The 18,781-nt window shown below is 55.1% G+C and carries 19 protein-coding genes and 1 tRNA gene; 14 read left to right on the top strand and 6 right to left on the bottom strand.

The genetic code is table 11. The features are described from left to right. Positions 1-64 precede the first annotated feature (64 nt). Complete coding sequence (locus SYN8016DRAFT_RS00760) at positions 65-1,060, top strand: ribose-phosphate pyrophosphokinase (RefSeq protein WP_006852303.1); 996 nt, start codon at positions 65-67, stop codon at positions 1,058-1,060. Positions 1,061-1,130: 70 nt separating this feature from the next. Next, positions 1,131-2,246: a glycoside hydrolase family 10 protein gene (locus SYN8016DRAFT_RS00755; RefSeq protein WP_006852302.1), complete on the top strand. Its 1,116-nt coding sequence runs from the start codon at positions 1,131-1,133 to the stop codon at positions 2,244-2,246. 29 nt (positions 2,247-2,275) lie between these two features. On the opposite strand, the gene pepN is transcribed toward SYN8016DRAFT_RS00755, so the two are convergent. From pepN to SYN8016DRAFT_RS00740, 3 genes are all read right to left on the bottom strand, one after another. Beyond that, the gene (gene pepN, locus SYN8016DRAFT_RS00750) at positions 2,276-4,924 is read right to left on the bottom strand and encodes an aminopeptidase N (protein ID WP_006852301.1); all 2,649 of its coding nucleotides are present in this window, start codon (positions 4,922-4,924) and stop codon (positions 2,276-2,278) included. A 55-nt stretch (positions 4,925-4,979) separates the two neighbouring features. Next, complete coding sequence (locus tag SYN8016DRAFT_RS00745) at positions 4,980-5,441, bottom strand: hypothetical protein (protein ID WP_006852300.1); 462 nt, start codon at positions 5,439-5,441, stop codon at positions 4,980-4,982. Between the two features lie 67 nt (positions 5,442-5,508). Continuing rightward, entirely contained in the window at positions 5,509-6,081 is a 573-nt protein-coding gene (locus tag SYN8016DRAFT_RS00740; RefSeq protein ID WP_006852299.1) for a hypothetical protein, read from the bottom strand. A gap of 103 nt (positions 6,082-6,184) precedes the next feature. Here SYN8016DRAFT_RS00740 and SYN8016DRAFT_RS00735 point away from each other — a divergent pair, with 103 nt between their 5' ends. From SYN8016DRAFT_RS00735 to SYN8016DRAFT_RS15190, 3 genes are all read left to right on the top strand, one after another. After that, a complete protein-coding gene (locus tag SYN8016DRAFT_RS00735; protein WP_006852298.1) occupies positions 6,185-7,336 on the top strand; it encodes a histidine kinase in 1,152 nt (383 codons plus the stop codon). A gap of 46 nt (positions 7,337-7,382) precedes the next feature. After that, positions 7,383-7,455: transfer RNA gene (locus SYN8016DRAFT_RS00730), tRNA-Glu, on the top strand. Positions 7,456-7,488: 33 nt separating this feature from the next. Further along, the gene (locus SYN8016DRAFT_RS15190; RefSeq protein WP_159098280.1) at positions 7,489-7,641 is read left to right on the top strand and encodes a hypothetical protein; all 153 of its coding nucleotides are present in this window, start codon (positions 7,489-7,491) and stop codon (positions 7,639-7,641) included. Positions 7,642-7,658: 17 nt separating this feature from the next. Here the strand turns inward: SYN8016DRAFT_RS15190 and SYN8016DRAFT_RS00725 are convergent, their stop codons facing one another. After that, positions 7,659-8,159, bottom strand: a complete 501-nt coding sequence (locus SYN8016DRAFT_RS00725; protein WP_006852297.1) for an SRPBCC family protein — start codon at positions 8,157-8,159, stop codon at positions 7,659-7,661. Positions 8,160-8,345: 186 nt separating this feature from the next. Between SYN8016DRAFT_RS00725 and SYN8016DRAFT_RS00720 the strand changes: the two genes are divergently transcribed. The 7 genes from SYN8016DRAFT_RS00720 (at position 8,346) to SYN8016DRAFT_RS00690 (ending at position 15,906) form a co-directional block, all read left to right on the top strand. After that, the gene (locus SYN8016DRAFT_RS00720) at positions 8,346-9,497 is read left to right on the top strand and encodes an FAD-binding oxidoreductase (RefSeq protein ID WP_006852296.1); all 1,152 of its coding nucleotides are present in this window, start codon (positions 8,346-8,348) and stop codon (positions 9,495-9,497) included. A gap of 173 nt (positions 9,498-9,670) precedes the next feature. Beyond that, positions 9,671-11,194, top strand: coding sequence for a glucose-6-phosphate dehydrogenase (gene zwf / locus SYN8016DRAFT_RS00715; protein ID WP_006852295.1), 1,524 nt, complete (start codon positions 9,671-9,673; stop codon positions 11,192-11,194). A gap of 58 nt (positions 11,195-11,252) precedes the next feature. Further along, positions 11,253-12,548: a glucose-6-phosphate dehydrogenase assembly protein OpcA gene (locus tag SYN8016DRAFT_RS00710; protein ID WP_006852294.1), complete on the top strand. Its 1,296-nt coding sequence runs from the start codon at positions 11,253-11,255 to the stop codon at positions 12,546-12,548. Between the two features lie 16 nt (positions 12,549-12,564). Then, positions 12,565-13,953 (top strand): cobyrinate a,c-diamide synthase, encoded by a 1,389-nt coding sequence (locus SYN8016DRAFT_RS00705; RefSeq protein WP_006852293.1) that lies wholly within the window; start codon positions 12,565-12,567, stop codon positions 13,951-13,953. Then, positions 13,902-14,252, top strand: a complete 351-nt coding sequence (locus tag SYN8016DRAFT_RS00700) for an acylphosphatase (RefSeq protein WP_006852292.1) — start codon at positions 13,902-13,904, stop codon at positions 14,250-14,252. Before SYN8016DRAFT_RS00705 ends, SYN8016DRAFT_RS00700 begins: the two co-directional genes overlap by 52 nt. Positions 14,253-14,296: 44 nt before the next feature. Beyond that, on the top strand, positions 14,297-14,890 hold the full coding sequence (locus SYN8016DRAFT_RS00695) for a histidine phosphatase family protein (RefSeq protein WP_006852291.1): 594 nt from the start codon (positions 14,297-14,299) through the stop codon (positions 14,888-14,890). Positions 14,891-15,558: 668 nt separating this feature from the next. Further along, a complete protein-coding gene (locus SYN8016DRAFT_RS00690; protein WP_006852289.1) occupies positions 15,559-15,906 on the top strand; it encodes a hypothetical protein in 348 nt (115 codons plus the stop codon). Between the two features lie 29 nt (positions 15,907-15,935). Here SYN8016DRAFT_RS00690 and SYN8016DRAFT_RS00685 read toward each other — a convergent pair whose 3' ends face one another. Continuing rightward, on the bottom strand, positions 15,936-16,364 hold the full coding sequence (locus SYN8016DRAFT_RS00685; protein WP_006852288.1) for a hypothetical protein: 429 nt from the start codon (positions 16,362-16,364) through the stop codon (positions 15,936-15,938). Between the two features lie 367 nt (positions 16,365-16,731). Between SYN8016DRAFT_RS00685 and SYN8016DRAFT_RS00680 the strand changes: the two genes are divergently transcribed. Further along, positions 16,732-17,418, top strand: coding sequence for a GAP family protein (locus tag SYN8016DRAFT_RS00680; protein ID WP_006852287.1), 687 nt, complete (start codon positions 16,732-16,734; stop codon positions 17,416-17,418). A 74-nt stretch (positions 17,419-17,492) separates the two neighbouring features. Here the strand turns inward: SYN8016DRAFT_RS00680 and SYN8016DRAFT_RS15455 are convergent, their stop codons facing one another. After that, positions 17,493-17,669 carry a hypothetical protein gene (locus SYN8016DRAFT_RS15455; protein WP_006852286.1) on the bottom strand — a complete coding sequence of 59 codons (177 nt, stop codon included), beginning with the start codon at positions 17,667-17,669 and terminating at the stop codon, positions 17,493-17,495. 576 nt (positions 17,670-18,245) lie between these two features. Between SYN8016DRAFT_RS15455 and SYN8016DRAFT_RS15185 the strand changes: the two genes are divergently transcribed. Then, positions 18,246-18,416, top strand: a complete 171-nt coding sequence (locus SYN8016DRAFT_RS15185; RefSeq protein WP_006852284.1) for a hypothetical protein — start codon at positions 18,246-18,248, stop codon at positions 18,414-18,416. Positions 18,417-18,781: the final 365 nt, after the last annotated feature.

Raw genomic sequence — 18,781 nt, 5'->3', positions numbered from 1 at the left:
TTTATGGATAGGAAGGCGATGCAGCACTACGATCGGATCATCGCCGTTCTCAAACGCGGGCATCGTGACAAGTTTCCTCACCGCTGCCCGAGCCGAGCAAGAGAAATTGCAGCACGACACCAGACGTCTTCGCCTGTTTAGCGGCACCTCAAATCCCGCACTAGCGCGAGAAATTGCCGCCTATCTCGGTGTGCCCGATGGCCCGAAGGTGTGCAAGCGCTTCGCCGATGGTGAGCTGTATGTGCAAATTCAGGAATCGATTCGCGGTTGCGATGTGTTCCTGATCCAACCCACCTGCGCTCCGGTCAACGACAACTTGATGGAGCTGCTGATCATGGTGGATGCCTGCAGGCGGGCATCGGCGCGACAGATCACCGCGGTGGTCCCCTATTACGGCTACGCCCGCGCAGACCGAAAAACAGCCGGTCGGGAATCCATTGCCGCCAAGCTCACCGCCAATTTGCTCGTCAAATCGGGAGTGGATCGCGTGCTGGCGATGGATCTGCACTCAGCCCAGACCCAGGGGTATTTCGACATCCCCTGTGATCACATTTACGGCTCCCCCGTGCTTGTGGATTACCTCTCCGCCCAAAACCTGGGAGAGGTGGTGGTGGTGTCGCCTGACGTCGGTGGCGTGGCCAGGGCCCGAGCCTTTGCCAAGCAAATGAACGACGCACCTCTGGCCATCATCGACAAGCGGCGCACCGGTCACAACATGGCTGAAAGCCTCACCGTGATTGGAGATGTGAGTGGCCGCACGGCGATCCTGATCGACGACATGATTGATACCGGCGGCACAATCTGTTCCGGCGCCAGGCTGCTGAGAGAGCAAGGAGCCGAAAGGGTGATTGCCTGTGCCACCCATCCTGTGTTCTCGCCTCCAGCCATTGAACGCTTGTCGGCAGAGGGGCTTTTCGAGCAGGTGGTGGTCACCAACAGCATTCCAATCGAACCCGATCGCACATTTGACCAACTCCATGTGCTCTCGGTTGCCAACATGCTCGGCGAAGCGATCTGGCGCATCCATGAGGAAAGTTCTGTCAGCTCGATGTTCCGCTAACTCAACCCAAGCTTGATCTGTGGTGTTGCGACACTTTTTTTCGGCGCTCGGCCTTCCATTCCTGCTGCTGATGGCCCCTCCAGCCACGTTTGGCCAAGGCACCGACGTCCTGCTGAGCAAAAGCCGTCTACCAAGTGTGGAACGAAAACAGGCGCTGGGGGTCTGGCTCACCAATAGTCCAAGCCCGCTGTATTACGACCAGCGGACCATCAAACAAGCCGTGGATGAGCTTGAGCAAGCGGGATTCTCCGTGCTCTATCCCAATGCTTGGAGTCGTGGAACGACGTTTCACACCAGTGAGTTTGCCCCGCTGGAGCCAGCCCTCAAGACCGCTGGTGTGACGGTGGATCCGATTTGCACCTTGAGCAAGGAAGCGCACAAGCGCGGGATGAAAGTGGTGCCCTGGTTTGAATACGGATTAATGGAGCCCGCCTCGGCAGAGGTGGTTCAAGCCAATCCGGAGTGGGTGTTGTCACGGGCCAACGGTGACCCGGTGATGAAGATGCACGGCAAGGAGATGGTGTGGCTCAATCCTGCGCACCCCCAAGTGCGCGAGCGCTTCATCGGCCTCGTTGTGGAGGTGATGAAACGCTGCCGAATGGACGGGCTGCAACTCGACGACCACTTCGCTTGGCCAGTGGAATTGGGTTACGACCCCTACACCTCAGCGCTTTACAAGGCTGAATTCGGCATGGCTCCACCCCGCGATTACACCAATCGCTATTGGATGACCTGGCGTCGCCGCCAACTCACCGGTTTACTGCGCGACCTTCGCATCCGCTTGGAACAAGAATCGCTGCCGGTGCGCATTAGCCTCTCGCCAGGTCCCTTTCGGTTTGCTTACAACAACTGGCTTCAAGATTGGGAGCTCTGGGCCGTGGGCCAGCTGATTGATGATCTCGTCGTTCAAAACTATGCCTATTCCCTCAGAGGATATGCCAAAGATCTCGACCAGCCCGCCCTACGCAAAGCCCGCGAATGGGGCATCCCCATCCAAATTGGCGTCTTAGCTGGCTTCGGCAAACGGACAACTTCAATGGATGTATTGAAGGAAAAGGTACGACTGGCAAATGATCGCGGCTATGGCGTTATTTACTTTTATTGGGAAGGACTATGGGGCCAACATTCAGGATCAGAAGGCGCTCAATACCGCAAGGAATTGTTCAAACAAATGGGAGCACAGTAAAGACTTTTACTCTCATTGATTAGCGGGCTTCATCCCAACATCATCTCCACAACTTCGCGCGTGTTGGAGGAAAGCTGAGCGGCAGAGAGTTGATCCAGGGCTGCCTTCACAAGCGCTTGACGCTTGCTGCTGTAGGTGCCCCAACGACTGAAAACCTTGGCCAGGCGCGACGCCGTAATCGCGTTGCGCTGATCCAAGGCAATGATTTGTTCAGCCATGAACTGATAGCCGCTGCCATCTTCAGCGTGGAACACCAACAGGTTCCCAGCGAATCCACCCAGCACCGCACGCACCGCATTAGGAGCCATCGGATCAAAGCGTGGATGCTGCAAAAGAGAGGAAACACGCTGCAAGCCATCCGCTCGGGGTGTGGAGGCTTCCAAGGCAAACCAGCTGTCAAAGATCACTGGCTTCTCTTGCCAACGATCGTGGAATTGCCGCAAGGCGTCCTCGCGTTCTGGGCAATCCAATGGCTGGAGCGCCCGCAGGGCAGCCCGCGCCAAGGTCATCGACGGTCCACTGACGGCAGCCAGAGCATCGGAACGCACCGCTGAATCTCCGGCTGCAGCCAGCCAAGCCCAGATCAAACCGGTGAGTTGCCGTTGCCCCTGCCCCTCAGGCCAAGCCAGGGCAAGATCGGGCGCAACCAGATCCAGCCGCTCGCGCAGCAAGGGGGCCAAAGACTGACCAAATTTTTCGCGCAGCGCGCAAGCCGCTCGGTAGAGCGCTGGTGGATCAGCCTCCTGCTGGAGTGCTTCCAACTCAGGGCCACCGGGGAAGGCCATCAACGTGGCCAGCACCGCTGGGTCCTGTTCTCCAGCCGCGGCCAGAAGTACGGACAAAGCCTCCAACATCTGGCCTTCCAAATCGGCATTCGGGGTTCCAGAGGCCCGAGCCAGCACAATCCTTCGCCAGAGTTGTTGTCCCGCATCCCAACGGGCAAATGGATCGTTGTCGCAGGCCAACAAGGTGAACAGCTCAGCCGACTCTTGACTCGCCTCCCAGTGCACTGGAGCAGAAAATTGCCTGAACAGGGAGAGGGCAGGGGGCTGCTCAGAACAAGGCAAACCCTTGAGTTCCAGCGTGTGCTCCTCCTGATCCAGCACGAGGAGCTGCTCTTCCCCAGGCACACCATTGGCTGGGACCAGAGCCCAGAGCAAGGGAATCACCAGAGGCAGCTTTTTGGGCTGACCTGGCGTTGGCGGGGTGCTTTGACGCAAGCTCAGTCGCAACACTCCGCGCGTGGAATCCCAATCACGCTTCACGGTCACCGTGGGAGTGCCCGCTTGGTCATACCAACGTTTGAACTGCTCACAATCAAACCCAAGAGGTTCTCCCTGCGAGCAAGCACCTTCCACAATGGCCGACACAAAATCGTCTGTGGTGGCCGCTTCACCGTCATGGCGTTTGAAGTAAAGCGCCATGCCACGCATGAATCGTGTCTCGCCCAGAAGCGTTCTGAGCATGCGAATCAACTCAGCGCCCTTCTCGTAAATCGTGGTGGTATAAAAATTGTCGATCGCCTGATAAGCATCTGGCTTTACCGGATGGGCTGTGGGGCCCGCATCTTCCCGAAACTGCGTGTTGCGCAGCATCGCTGCATCTTCAATCCTCTTTAAGGCTTCTGAATGAAGATCAGCGGTAAAACATTGATCCCTAAAGACGGTGAGTCCTTCTTTTAAGGAGAGCTGAAACCAATCACGACAGGTGATGCGATTCCCCGACCAATTGTGGAAATACTCGTGGGCAACAACACTTTCAATACGCTCCAGTTCAGCATCGGATGCGGTTTCCGCATCGGCCAAAACTAATTTCGAGTTAAAAATATTGAGGCTCTTGTTCTCCATCGCGCCCATGTTGAAATGGCGCACCGCAACGGTATTGAACTCATCCAGGTCGTATTCCAAGCCGTACACCTGTTCATCCCAAGCCATCGATCGCTTCAACGACTCCATGGCATGGGCCGTAAAGGGCTCATCGCCTGGCTCCACATGAAGCCTCAGCGTCACATTCCGTCCCGAGCGGGTCACAAAACGATCGCAGACTTCGTTGAGATTTCCAGCGACTAGGGCAAACAGATAGGACGGCTTGAGGGAGGGGTCCTCCCAAGTCACCTCATGGCGTGTGGGATCACCAGCAAGGGGCCCAGCACTTAAGGCATTGCCATTGGAGAGCAACACCGGATAACGCTCGCGATCGGCCTCGATGCGAACGGTGAAACGACTGAGCACATCGGGGCGATCCGGGTGATAGGTAATCCGCCTAAACCCCTCGGCTTCGCACTGCGTGGTCAGCATTCCTCCACTGGCATAGAGGCCCTCAAGCGAGGTATTGGCCTGAGGGTCAATCCTGCAGACCGTCTTGAGCTGAAAAGGCACCTGCGGAGGCTGGTGAATCACCAGTCGCTCGGCGGTCACGTTGTAGTCGGAAGGCTTCAGCGCGTTGTCATCGATGGCGATCGATTGCAACAACAAATCCACCCCTTGAAGCACAAGCGCTTGTGGCTCCGCCCCCAACAGCGGAGTGAGCTCCATGCAACAGCTCACCTCAACGGCATCAGACCCGATCACCACATCCAGAGCAATCGATGGAATACGCCAGGGGAAGGGCTTGTAATCCTTCAGCCGAATCGTCGGAGCAGTGATGGAGGCGGAAGCCATGGGGAGGAGAGTCTGCATCGATCTTGGCGTGCAGACGCCATCCCCGTGGAGGCTGATCCGATGATTGAGCGGCCTATTGAGCGGCCTTCTGTTTCTTCAACGCGTCTTCCACCTTGGTCTTGACGTCGGCAGGCACCTTGTCGGGGCAGAACTGCATGGCACCGGTGATGATTTGAAATTCGGCACCGGCAAACAGCTGCTCATTGGTCAGCTTCTTATTCCCTGTCGATGCAACCTTGCCACCGTGGCGTCCATTGAGGAGCTGGACATAGGTTGCGGCAGCGATGCCAACAGCTTTCGGAAACTCAATCCCTGCTGTGCGGGCATTGCAGACGTAGGAGGAGCCCATACCGCGATAGAGGAAGACGTCCTCGTTGCTTGCAGGCGACGTTGGCGCCTTTCCGGCTGACTGAGCCATCGCAGCAGGACCTGCTAAGCAGAGAGGCAGCAGAAGCAATGGTGCCGACAGAGCAGTACGGAGTCGGGTAAGGGGACGCAAAGGATCAAACCGGAATACGCCGCCATGGTGCCGCATCCTCCCCGCTTCGGGCTAGTGGAGAGATGTCTAAATTTGACTCAATTTGATCCAAATCGGATCTTTTTCAGAGCGGAATCGGAGCTGAAGCATCCTCCATCCTTGTTTCGTGATGATGTTCAACGATCTCGAGCACGTTGTTTTGCCAGCTGTAAATCGCTCGAGAGCGATAGCGGTCCTCATCAATTAACCGGGTGTACTCCTGGACATCCCAATCTCCGTAATGGGATTCAAACACCATCTCGTGTTCATCCACCTGTCGAATCCGGGTGCGATGAGGCGTTGGCTCGAGATAGGCACGATTCCGTTGCAGCTGATGGCCCATCAAGGTGGCTTCCATCACACCAGCTTTCTCGTAGCGGGGTTTGCGATCAAAAAAGTCGGTGTCGCGTTCAGGCCACCAACTAAATCGGTAGCGGGGCTCACCAAACTGAAATTCCGAAAAGATCTCAACCCGAATCATCATGTCGAGGAAAAAAACTTCCTCGTTGTTGAAGAGGTATTGACGCCTCGATCTCCAAAGACCCAAGTTGCGCGCAAACCACCGTCTCAGATTGCTATCGAGATGCACGCGCTCAGAGGGCGGGGGCGCTCCGTTGGGAGGGTTTGAGCCTCGTTGTTCAAGCGGCAGAAGGGGCATGCCGTCTCCTAGGTAACAACAGAGTGTTCCCCTTCTTCTTAGCGGATCTGCGAGGCAGAGCAAAAACCCATAAGGTAAGCCTCAACATTGCGTAGCTCCCTGGGTGGATGGGATTGATCGCAATCCGCGCCAACAATTGAGTTTGTTACTCGTTGCCGGTCGCCACCATTTGTCCAGCCGCGACCTTCGCGAGTTGGTGGAATTTCTGCAGAACGAAGATTGCGGGTTCGATGTCAGTCTTCAAATCTCAGATCCAACCCAACAACCTGAGTTGCTGGAACTGCACCGCCTGGTGGTGACACCATCACTGGTGAAGCTGCAACCACAACCAAAGCAGGTGTTTGCGGGAAGCAGCATCTTTCAACAACTGCGGGGCTGGTTGCCGCGCTGGCAGCAGGACGAGGTGGTGAGCGGACTTGGTTTAAGTCTTAAACCCACAGAACTGGATGGCAGCCGCACCCAACGGGAGCTCCAACTCGAAGATCAGTTGTTGGTGCTGCGTCAGGAAAACGAAACATTGATTGATCGCCTGGAAGCGCAAGAGCGCTTGCTGAGGATGGTGGCCCATGAACTACGGACGCCACTCACCGCTGCGACTCTTGCCGTACAAAGCCAGCAATTAGGCCAGATCGATATCCATCGCTTCAGGGATGTCCTCAAAAGACGCCTCGAGGAAATCGCCCTGCTGTCGAAAGATCTGCTGGAAGTGGGAAGCACACGCTGGGAAGCCCTGTTCAACCCTCAGCGCCTTGATTTAGCCAGTGTGGCCGCTGAAGCGATTCTGGAACTGGAGAAACTCTGGCTCGGCAGAGATGTGACCATCCACACCGACATCCCTGCTGATCTGCCCAAGGTGTTTGCGGATCAACGCAGGATGCGCCAGGTGCTCCTCAATTTGCTGGAAAACGCCCTGAAGTACACACCCAACGGAGGCTTGATCTCCTTGACCATGCTTCACCGCACCAGTCAGTGGGTGCAGGTGAGCATCAGCGACAGCGGACCAGGCATTCCGGAAGAAGAGCAGCAGCGCATTTTTCTTGACCGGGTCCGGCTTCCTCAAACATCAGCTGGGGCCTCGGGTTTTGGGGTTGGACTCTCGGTTTGCCGGCGCATTGTGGAAGTGCATGGCGGCAGGATCTGGGTGATCTCGGAACCAGACAAAGGAGCCTGCTTCACCTTCAACGTGCCCGTCTGGCAGGGGCAAGGTCAAGAGAAGGAGAACGTTGCCTTGACGGAGGGTCAGGCTGAACCGTAATTTCACTGGGTGCCGGAAGTTCTCAAGACCTTTCGTTCACGTTCTTGGCCCCATCGTCTAGAGGCCTAGGACACCTCCCTTTCACGGAGGCGACAGGGGTTCGAATCCCCTTGGGGCTACTGAAGACCTGGATGAGACTTCATCCGGATCCAATGAACACTCTCCTCTCGGGGGGAGTTTTTTTTATGCCGCACCAGCGCATGGCGACGGCCTGCAGATGGCTAGAAGCCAACATCAACGTCCCTGAAACCACTCTGTCCAAGCCAAGCAACTGGCTGCTCTGCCAGCCCAGCAAATTGATCTGAAAGAACAGTGGAAAGAGTTAGTGAGCTGCTCTGCGTCGCGCTTCCGCTTCAACAGCTTTGAGGTTGGTCGTGAGATCGTCCCGCAGCCGTTGTTCGATCAGGCCGATGGGCATTCCTAAACAGCCCTGCACGGTGAGTTCGTAGAAAAGGGCTGTGGCGTCAGGCATGGTTCTCAACCGCCAGGTTCCCTCAAACCGCCGGAAGTCGCCCTTCTTCATCTTGAATCTCAGCGCCCCTTCAGAAAGAAATTCTTCGAGCTCTAGCTCAACGGAAGCCGAAAACTTCATTCCTAGAAATTGCTGACACCCCTCTTGCTGCAAATGCACTTTGTTGCCCTCTCGAAGCAGCAAACGACTGCTTGCAAGATTGGGAATGAAAGTACTGAGTTGGTCGTAATCCGTCAGAACAGCCCAAATCTGATCGGCTGAAACTGGCGTTAACAGCTGAGCGGCGAGGCGACGAACGCCATCAGCCATCCTCTCAACGGTTTGTTCAATGGGCTGGTGATTCGAAGACATCGCCTCTCCAGTGGGCGTTTCGCCGCGCTTCAGTTGTGTCAGACCACTGATAGATGCCAAACCGTTTTCGCTTCTAATCCTGAGAGATTGACGTCGTTGACTCTAAGGAAGAAACTTCAATTCAGCGAAAATTGAGTAGCAAGTCAGTGGTGACGCTTATAGTCGCGCCTTAACAGGACGTTTTCAATGCGAGTAAGCGCGTCTCCTCAGACAACCTCTGATGAAAGGGCATTCACGATTGTCTTCACAGGCTTGGGTGGGCGTCGCGCAGAGCTATCTCGCTTAAACGTCTCTTACAGCCGCCTTCGGGACACAATGTGCGTGCTTCTCTCCAGGGGAGCGCGCATCCAGTCGGTGAGTCCAGCGGGCTCAGAGCCGGCAGCCGCACCCGTTAAATCCGCACCCCCAGTCTCTGCACCTGTGACTACTTCCAAACCCAAGGCCGCAGCCCAAGCTGTGCCAGTCAATCTGTACAAGCCCAAAGCTCCCTTCCTCGGAACAGTCACTGAAAATTATTCCCTTCTCAAAGAGGGAGCGATTGGCCGCGTGCAGCACATCACCTTCGATTTGAGCGGTGGTGATCCACACCTTGAATACGTTGAGGGTCAGAGCATCGGCATCGTTCCTGCTGGTGAAGATGCCAAAGGCAAGCCCCACAAACTGCGTCTGTACTCGATTGCCAGTACGCGCCACGGCGACAATCTCGAGGGCAACACGGTGTCCCTCTGTGTACGCCATCTCCAGTACGAAAAGGATGGAGAAACCATCAACGGCGTTTGCTCGACCTACCTCTGCGACGTTGAGCCCGGCACCAAGGTCAAAATCACAGGGCCTGTTGGCAAGGAAATGCTTCTTCCCGAGGACGAAGAAGCCAATGTGATCATGCTGGCCACCGGCACAGGAATCGCCCCCATGCGCACCTATCTGCGTCGCATGTTTGAGCCAAAAGAACGGGCAGAGAACGGTTGGAATTTCCGAGGCAAAGCCTGGTTGTTTATGGGAGCACCTAAAACAGCCAACCTGCTTTATGACGAGGACTTCCTCCATTACGAGAAGGAATATCCCGACAATTTCCGCTACACCAAAGCCATCAGCCGCGAACAGCAGAATCCAAAGGGCGGCCGGATGTACATCCAAGACCGCGTGTCTGAGCATGCTGAGGAGATTTTCGCGATGATCGAAGATCCCAAAACCCACGTCTATATGTGTGGCCTACGTGGGATGGAGCCCGGCATTGATGAAGCCATGTCCGCAGCAGCCGAAGCGAAGGGGCTCGACTGGTCCGAACTTCGCCCCAAACTGAAGAAAGCTCACCGCTGGCACGTTGAGACTTACTAAACCTCAACGATCTCGGCCTCAAAGTTGAGTGAATCAAGCTCGCCATTGGCGGGCTTTTTTTATGGCCAATCCTGTTGTTTTTCAGGAGACAGCCACAAAACCCAGCCTGCAGGAAGAATTGCGCTGTCCGATCGAGAAATCCTGGTTAAACCTTCCTAAGAGGTGCTGTAGCCATGACCGCAACGATCACGAACCCACTGAGGGTTGGGCTGCGACAGGAGCGGGTGATCGCTCCCCAGTGCCTGGTGATTTTTGGAGCAAGCGGCGACCTTACCCATCGCAAGCTGGTTCCAGCCCTCTTTGAGTTGTTTCAGCAACGACGACTTCCCAGCGAATTTGCCCTCCTGGGCTGCGCCAGAAGGCCTTGGAGCGACGAAGAATTCCGCAGCAAAATGGCTGAGGCAATGGGTGACAAGGTTCGCGACCATCCCGAGGCGTGGGAGCAATTTTCCGCCGGAATGTTTTACGAACCAGTGGACCTTCAGAAACCTGAAGACGTCGTGAAACTCGGGGGTCGCCTTCAGGAGATCGACCGTCTTAGAGCCACACGAAGCAACCGCACCTTTTACCTGTCGGTGTCACCGAAGTTTTATGCCAGTGGCTGCCGCGCTCTGGCCGATGCAGGCCTGTTGAAGGATCCCCAACGCAGTCGCGTTGTGATTGAAAAACCATTCGGACGGGACTACGGCAGCGCCCAATCCCTCAACAGGGTGGTTCAAGGCTGCGGCCAAGAGAACCAGATCTTTCGCATCGACCACTACCTCGGCAAGGAAACGGTCCAAAACATCATGGTGATGCGGTTCGCCAACGCGATTTTCGAGCCCATCTGGAATCGGAACTACATCTCCAGCGTTCAGATCACGGCCTCGGAAACGGTGGGAGTCGAAGAGCGGGCCGGTTACTACGAAACGTCGGGTGCCCTGCGCGACATGGTGCAAAACCACCTCACCCAAATGTTGGCGATTACCGCCATGGAAACCCCTGGTCGCTTTGATCCAGAAGCCATCCGCAGTGAAAAGGCCAAGGTTCTTCAAGCGGCACGCCTGGCTGATGAACTTGAACCCTGGAACTGCTGCATCCGCGGGCAATACGGACCTGGCGGCAGCGACGGCGCTCCCCTCAGCGGCTACCGGCAAGAACCAGGCGTCGATCCCCACAGCACCACGGAGACGTACGTGGCGATGAAGCTGTTCATCGACAACTGGCGCTGGCAGGGCGTTCCTTTTTATGTGCGCACCGGCAAACGCCTCGCCAAGCGCCTGAGCGAAGTGGTGTTGACCTTCCGCGAAGCCCCCGTTCACCTCTTCGATGCTGCCGGTGGCAGTCCAACGGCCAACCAGCTCATCCTGCGCATTCAGCCCGATGAAGGTGCTGAATTCAAATTTGAAGTGAAATCTCCAGGCTCAGGGATGCGCAGCCGGCCTGTCGAGATGGAATTTTCCTATGACGAGTCCTTTGGCGAACCATCGGATGAGGGCTATGTACGCCTTCTCGCAGACGCCATGTTGAGCGATCCAACGCTCTTCACCCGGAGCGATGAGGTGGAGGCAGCTTGGAGGCTTTACACCCCTCTGCTGGAACTGATCGAAGACAGCCCCTGGAAACTGCCTATTCACCCCTACGAGTCACGCACCTGGGGACCTGCCGCTGCCGATGCCCTGTTAGCCCAAGACGGTCTGCTCTGGCGTCGCCCCTAGATCAAGCCCAAAACAAGATCCAATTTCACCTCGTTTCCGCCCTTCCTCAGGCCGCAACATGTCTCCTCAGCTCACGCTTCAAACCCCCCTCGAGCTACCCCCTTCGGAAGTTCCTCATTACCTCGATCAGCTGTGGTCCGGCGATCAAGAAAGCAGCATTGGGGCTCACACCTTCTGCCTGTTGATCTGGCAGCCGGCATGGGTGGAACAGCAACTGGTCCGCACAGGAAGACTCGGGGGCCCAATCATGGGCGTGCAACGCGATGAGGTGGAAAAGGCTGGACGGAAAGCGGTGCTCGATCTTGATCTGCCCCTCAGCACCCCGCCGCTGGGAAGCTCGGTATCTAACAGCCTGGCCAAAATTGATGGCAGCCAAACCAGTGATGACCTTCGTGGTCAACATGTGGACGGGGCCTTGAGTGCCCTGAGGCCACGGCGCTTGATCACCCTTGCCCCCAGCCTGGATTCCAGCCGCCCGTTAGAAACCCTGGTGGCCGCCTATTGCCCCTTACCGGAAGAGGGCGGGGGCACGGTTGCTTGTGGAGATGTGGTGGTGCTCCGCGGCGGAACTGGAGCCCTGCGAGAGGGACTCAACACCTTGCAGCCCCTGCTTCCTGAAGACCTGCCCTCCTGGGTGTGGTGGAACGGACCCCTCGATGAGTCGCCTGAGCTACTGGAGCAGCTCTCGATCGCGCCTCGCAGGCTGATTCTCGATTCCGCTCTTGGTGATCCTTCTTACTGCCTAACCCTGCTCGCCAATAGGCTCGCAAGCGGCCAAGCCGTCAATGACCTGAACTGGTTAAGGCTGGGCAGCTGGCATCAAACCCTGGCGATGGTGTTCGATCCGCCGCAGCGTCGCGATGCCCTCAGCCATGTGGTGCAACTCGACATTGATGTTGAGGGAGATCACCCGGTCCAAGGCCTGCTGCTGGCCTCTTGGATCGCCGATCGACTGGGCTGGACCCTGAAGACCACCCATCGGCATGAGGCCAAAACCAGCGATTCCACGATCAGCGCCGTGTTCCAACGTCCCGATGGAACCGAAGTGCCGCTACGGGTGTCTCCCGTACCCATGGGGCAACCCAGTATTCATCCGGGACAAATCGTGGGGCTGCGGATCATTTCTAAACCCGAACAGGGTGGGGCGATGTGTGTGATTCTCTGCGCGGAATCCGGAGGTTGCATGCGCCTCGAAGCCGGGGGCATGGCCAGCATGGAACTCGTGGAAGAGGTGGTGCCCTTGCTTCATACCCATGTGGAAGCCGACATGGCTCGACTGCTTGAGGGTGGGCACGATTCCTCCAACCCGCTCTTGGCGGCGGCGGCCCCTCTAGCTGCCAAGCTTCTCAGTTGATTCCTAGCTGAGCAGCATGGCCTGTGTGATCGCTGCTCCCTCTAGCAGCAGCGGCAAAACCCTGCTCAGCCTCAGCCTGATCGCTTGGGCGCAACAGAAGGGATTGAGCATTCAACCCTTCAAGGTGGGACCCGATTACCTCGACCCCCAACTGCTTGGGGCCAGTGCGGGGCGCCCATGCCGCAACTTGGATCTGCCCTTGTGCGGACCCGACTGGGTGAAGACCAGTTTCCATGGCTATGGAGGTCGCTGCGACCTAGCCCTCGTGGAGGGGGTGATGGGGCTGTTCGATGGGATCGGCTCAACCGGAGAAGGGAGCAGCGCCGCCGTGGCCAAACACCTTCAGTTGCCGGTGGTGTTGGTGGTGGATGCCGGCGGCCAGGCGCGATCACTCGCCGCGCTCGTGAGCGGATTTCGTGATCTTGACCCCGACCTGCATTTCGCAGGTGTGGTGCTCAATCGCGTGAGCACGGAGCGCCATCGCTCCCTTCTTGAAGAGGTGTTGGCGGCGATCAATGTGCCATGCCTGGGGTGCCTTCCGCGGGATTCAAGCCTCGATCTCCCCAGTCGACATTTGGGCTTGGCACCAGCCCATGAACTAGATCAACTGAACGTTCGCCTGGGGCAATGGGCGGCGATCGCTGATCAACATCTCCAGATGGGGGTTTTTGAGCGGTTGATGCAAGCGCCAACGCCAGGTCCAGAACCGATACAAACCGTGTTGGCCAAGGCTCTGGCAGAGGACAGCAAGCGAGAGCCCCTACCAGTGGCCGTCGCCCAAGACAACGCGTTTCATTTCCGTTACCCCGAGATGCAGGATTGCCTCGAGGCGATGGGGATGCCAGTGATCCCTTGGCACCCCTTGGAGGATGAACCGTTACCGCAAGAGGCCTATGGACTGGTGATCCCAGGAGGCTTCCCAGAACTCCACGCCAAACAACTCAGCCGTTGCCAACAAAGCCTGTCAGGACTGCGCGACTGGCTGCAACACAAACCGCTGTATGCCGAATGTGGCGGCATGTTGATGTTGGGCACCAGCCTGATGGACGGGGAAGGAGAAACCCATGCCATGGCGGGCGTCTTGCCGTTTCACGCCCAACGCGGGACATTGCAGGTGGGATATCGCCGCCTAACGGCAAGCTGTGACAGCTTGCTTTTGAAGGCAGGTGATCAGTGGATGGGGCATGAATTTCACCGCTGGCAACTCAGCGAGGAACCTGTGGGCAGATGGCAATCGCTGTGGCAGGTTGATGGCTGGCATGTTGATCGCAGAGAAGAAGGATGGGCACTTCCAACCGTTCACGCAAGCTGGGTGCATCTTCACTGGGCCAGCTCATCGACGATCTCATGCCGATGGCGCGACGCTCTCGAAACCGTGGCGAATCAGATAGCGACCGATTCATAAAGGCCACGCGTCAGAGACAACAGCCCTTGAAGGAGCGCTGGCGGTTCCTGATCGAAGGCAGCGTGCAAGGGGTGGGATTCAGAAACAGCTGCCGGCGACGCGCCCTCGACCTCGAACTTTGCGGTTGGGTTCGAAATCTCAAGGACGGGAGAGTGGAGGTTCAGGCCGAAGGAGGCGAAATGGCCTTGAACGAATTTCGTCTGTGGTGTGAGCGCGGCCCGAGCACGGCAACCGTCAAAAGGGTGCTGCTCTCCAAAATGCCCGTCACGGGCAATGACTGGTTTGACATTCGGGCTTAAGAGGGACCAGACAGCACCGATCTTCAACTGAGCTAATCCACACCATGGGCCATGAACGTCAGATCTGGTTGCTTCGACACGGAGCCACTGAATGGGCCAAAAATGGACGGCACACCGGCAACACCGATTTGCCCTTGCTGCCGGAGGGCGAAGAAGAGGCCAGGCTGCTTGCGCCTGCCCTCACATCCCATCGGTTTGCAGCTGTGTTTAGTTCACCGCTTCAACGGGCAAAACGCACCTGCGAACTCGGTGGCCTAGGCCAACAACGACGGATCATGGAAAGCTTGCGCGAATGGGATTACGGCGATTACGAAGGAATCACAACCCCTGAGATTCGCAAGAGCATTCCGAACTGGACGGTCTGGAGCCATGGCTGCCCCAATGGAGAAGATGCGGAAGCCGTTCAACAACGCTGTGAACAATCCATTACCAGCGCCCTAGCGGAGCCGGGGGAAGGGGATGTTGCCTTATTCGCCCACGGACATTTGCTTCGTGCGCTGACAGGCACCTGGTTGGGACTCGGAGCAACCGGTGGGCGCCTGTTCCAGCTCGGCACAGGAACGATTTGCATCCTGGGCTTCGAGCGAGGGCAACGTGCGATCACCCGCTGGAATGCCCCTACCAATGGCTTGTTTTAGAGGCTTGGCAGCGTTCTATCGCCAATGCGTATGTATCTCTATGTACGAAACAAGACTTCCAGTTCAAGCTTCTGCTGAAGAGACTGGATCTCTTCAGTGGGAGGGTGGCGTTGGAGACCGTCACTCTTTTTTTGTGCTGAACCACCCCCGACCCTCACAGAAAAATGGGTATGTATCTCTACGGACATTTCTCCATCCCTAAGCCATCTTTGTTGTGGAGCTATGACTGGGGAGTTTTAGCTCCATACAAAAGGGACGGTCTTGGAGAATGCGACCGTTCTTTTTTATGAAACAAATCATTTTTGTTGGCACATCGCTTGCCTTGGCTGTATAGCTATTCAAACTTTGCTCACTCGTTGATACAAACCAACGGCAAACTCCAAGAGTCAGCTGCCCTAATCCATCACCATTCAAGTCAACGCCCCTGCAGCAAGGCTGCCTTTCAAGAGACTTAAGAAACAACACAGATAAGCAAACTTTTTAGCGGCGAACATCCATGCCTAGCCCAAGCCTCTCAAACGAGAAAGCCGTGAATGCAGGGTTCCAATATGTTTCGTTCGTCAACTATCACAACGGAATGAATTCCCATCCGCACGATCGCTACAATGCGGGTTCAGAAGCTGCCAGGATAACTGGTAATTTCTACCTACTAAAGGTACACGAACATGATGAAGCCGTACGTTTTATACGTGTTCACACTGCCAGATTGCGAACCCACCGCAAAACTCAAAGCGTACGTAGAAACACTTACAAAGCCTCAACAAGCCACACTCGAATTCGTTCCCTTACGTGGACCTGATGGCGGGTTCACCGCCCTTGCAGAAAAGCTTCAAGTCGATAGCGCGCCCACCCTCGTTGTCACCTATGAAGGCCTATCTTGCGAACTTGATGCCGATGGTGACGAAGATTGCGACCATACAGAAGAACCGGTAGAGCGCCTGATTGGCGTTGATGCCATTACCAAACATCTGCTCAGCACCATTGACGGCTATACAAATGCGAATCCACCTGAATAAGAAAGAAGATTAACCAGGGCCCCAGCTGATTATTTTGCAGCATCAAATACAGACTGATTAACTTCATTGCAATGGCCGTTCATATTCACCTTGGTTACAATCATCCAAGCGATAAAATCTATCTCTGAGCTTAATTGACCCGGCGGATTAATCTCTATCTCCAAGGTCCCGTTTAACGACAAACCGTTTTCATTTTTGTTGAGATCAGCTTTTAGGCTACGGTCTGTCATTTGTGCCTCATCCCATTGACTGTCCTTATGGGACATGAACCTATTGTTAGCGAGGTCAATCTTCAAAAACAATGTTTCTTCTTTTGTTTCCTCTTTGATCAGCTTCTGAGTTTTAATTTCAGTAAAAATAGCTCGTGTGGTTGTCTTGCACTCCAGAAAAAGGACGTTATCGGCCAAGGCAGGAGACGCTGAAAAAAGCAGACCGCTGAGAACAAGAAAACGTTTCATCCAATCAAAGTAGCGACAACAAAAAGGCAAAAGCAAAGGCAATGCAAAATCCGAAGGAGGGAAGGGGATGCTGAATGTCGCAATGAGTCCCCCAATCGAAAACAATCAGTCCGGCACTGCCAGCTTTTTCAATAGCTTAGGGTTATTTTTTCATCGTATTCAATTCTATTAAATCTTTTTCAGCTGGCCAAAATCAAGTCTTAGCCTGGAAGAACTGGGATGATGCACTGCAATAATGAACTCCGATGTGGAACCGTCCAGGCAGTTCACCATCAAGCAGACACCCCGCTTGAGGAGAGGCTCAAAGTAGCTGATTGAGCGCAGGCCCTAATACGATCGAGCTGGCATTTTGTGTTTCCACTAAACGATGAGCGACACCACGCTCTGGGCTGAGCTCCTCGCCTATGGAACTGGCATCGGCCTATCCCCGATTCACATCGCCGTGTTGTTGCTGCTTCTCCTAGGACCGCAGCCATTGCAACGTGGTGGCTGGTTCGTGGCGGGATGGATCATCACCACGATGGCGACATCTGTTCTTTTGGTCACCGTGGGGCATTCGCTGGTGCTGGACATGACGCAAGGCTCCCATCACCGCACTGGATTGGATCTCCTCGCAGGTGGAGCCTTAATCGCCGTTGGAGGCAGGGAATTGCTGCGCTCCTTGACCGATGGAGACTCACCTCCGGCATGGACCACAAGCGTGGACCGCTTTGTGAACATGCCCCTTCCCCTGCTGCTTTTGTTGGGTGCGGTGGCGGAAGTTGCCAGTCCCGACGATCTCGTGCTGTTCGCAAAATCAGCAGGGGTGGTCTTGGCGGCCCAACTGCCTACATGGCAAGAACTGGTTGGTCTTTTGGCCTTCACCATCGGAGCAAGCCTTTTGCTGCTCACCCCATTGATTGCCGTTGCGGTTGGCCGCGACAAGGTTGTGCCTGTATTGGAACGCGGAAAAGAAGTGCTCTTTGCTCGAGGAGAGCTGGTTGTCGCCGCCGTCAGTATTGGGATCGGGGGCTACCTCGGCTGGCAAGGAATTAGTGGTCTCACCATGACCTAAACAAGCGCTTGAATCGAATCAAGCAGGAGAGCTAACCACTCCTGCTTGAAACTTAGAGCTGTGCTCCGAAGCAGTCAAAGGCCTTGTTGCTGACGGATGATCCACGCTGATGCAGCTTGCTGCTGCTTCCACGCGACAAGCAACTGTTTAGCGATCGATTGCAACTCCTCAACGTCTTTAGAACCGTCAATCTCTCTTGAAAACTTCTCGATTTCGAACATTTGCCCGATAGTCAAAGCAATTGGATCCATGGGTCTTTTTGCTTGGCGAGCTGAAGTTAGCCCTTAAGCAATGACGACGCAAATCCATCAGGTAGTGATTGCAACCGATTTGACGATTACATGCTCAACTCACTACATTTCGCTTATTACAGATCATTGCCTAACGGCGCTTATGCCTTTGATTGAAACAGCTAATTAGCCTAAAAAGCATTGTCACGCCTGGCCTCGATGCACTTCTCCTGGAAACAACACCTAGAGCTTTCCAGAAAAGTATCTAAGAGTGCAGACGCCCATCAAGGCGTCGCTCTCGCTCTGATGGGAGTGGGTTTATCGATACTGGCCAAGGATCTATTGGCTGCTGAGCTGCTTGATCATTCGAGTTCACAGACACCAACGAAGAACTAACCTTTCGATCACAAAGCGATTGCTCGCCTTTGTCGCCGCAGATAGGACAAGATAAAAAGCTTCGCTTGCCAGGGAGTGATCAACTGACCAACGAAAGAAATCGGCTTTTTACAGGATCTACAGCAAGGAGAGTATGGATAGATACAAACCGCATCAAAGGAAGACCATAAGGTTTTAGTACTGTTCATCAATCAGATACTGATGGCGAAAACAAGCACCGCAAAGAATGAAGCGATCCCAAATGGACAATTAATGCATTTGGCCCTAGAAGTTGCTAGCAAAGCGATTGAATTGCAGCAGAATAATGACAACAACAGAGATGCAGCCTTCGACATCACAGTTGAATCATTGCCACCGGTATGCGCCTTATAACAGGATCACATCAGATCCTGCAGCCGCGATTGAGCAACCTATCAATGAAAAGTATCTGTTCCGCGCCAACCCGACATCCGACAGAAGCACCATCAAACGAATAACAATCAACAGAAGTAGGTATTTTTACTCGTTAAAAGAATTATGTAGTTGCTGATGCCGAGGGCATGAATATCTCCTATTAAGTTAGTGTTATCCACAGGAGTAGCCATGAACTTTACAGTTCCCGCAATCTCAATTGGTATCGTCACATACACATTATTCCATCTCTGCTTTTCACATATCATGCATTAATGGCTACATAGCCAAGACCAACGGATTCGTAACGACCGCCTTAGCGATCAGCAAGGCGGTTTTTTATTGCA

It is taken from the genome of Synechococcus sp. WH 8016, assembly GCF_000230675.1.
Classification (GTDB): Bacteria; Cyanobacteriota; Cyanobacteriia; order PCC-6307; family Cyanobiaceae; genus Synechococcus_C.
Note: the sequence above shows the minus strand (reverse complement) of the source record. Positions and strands in the feature narration are given on the sequence as shown.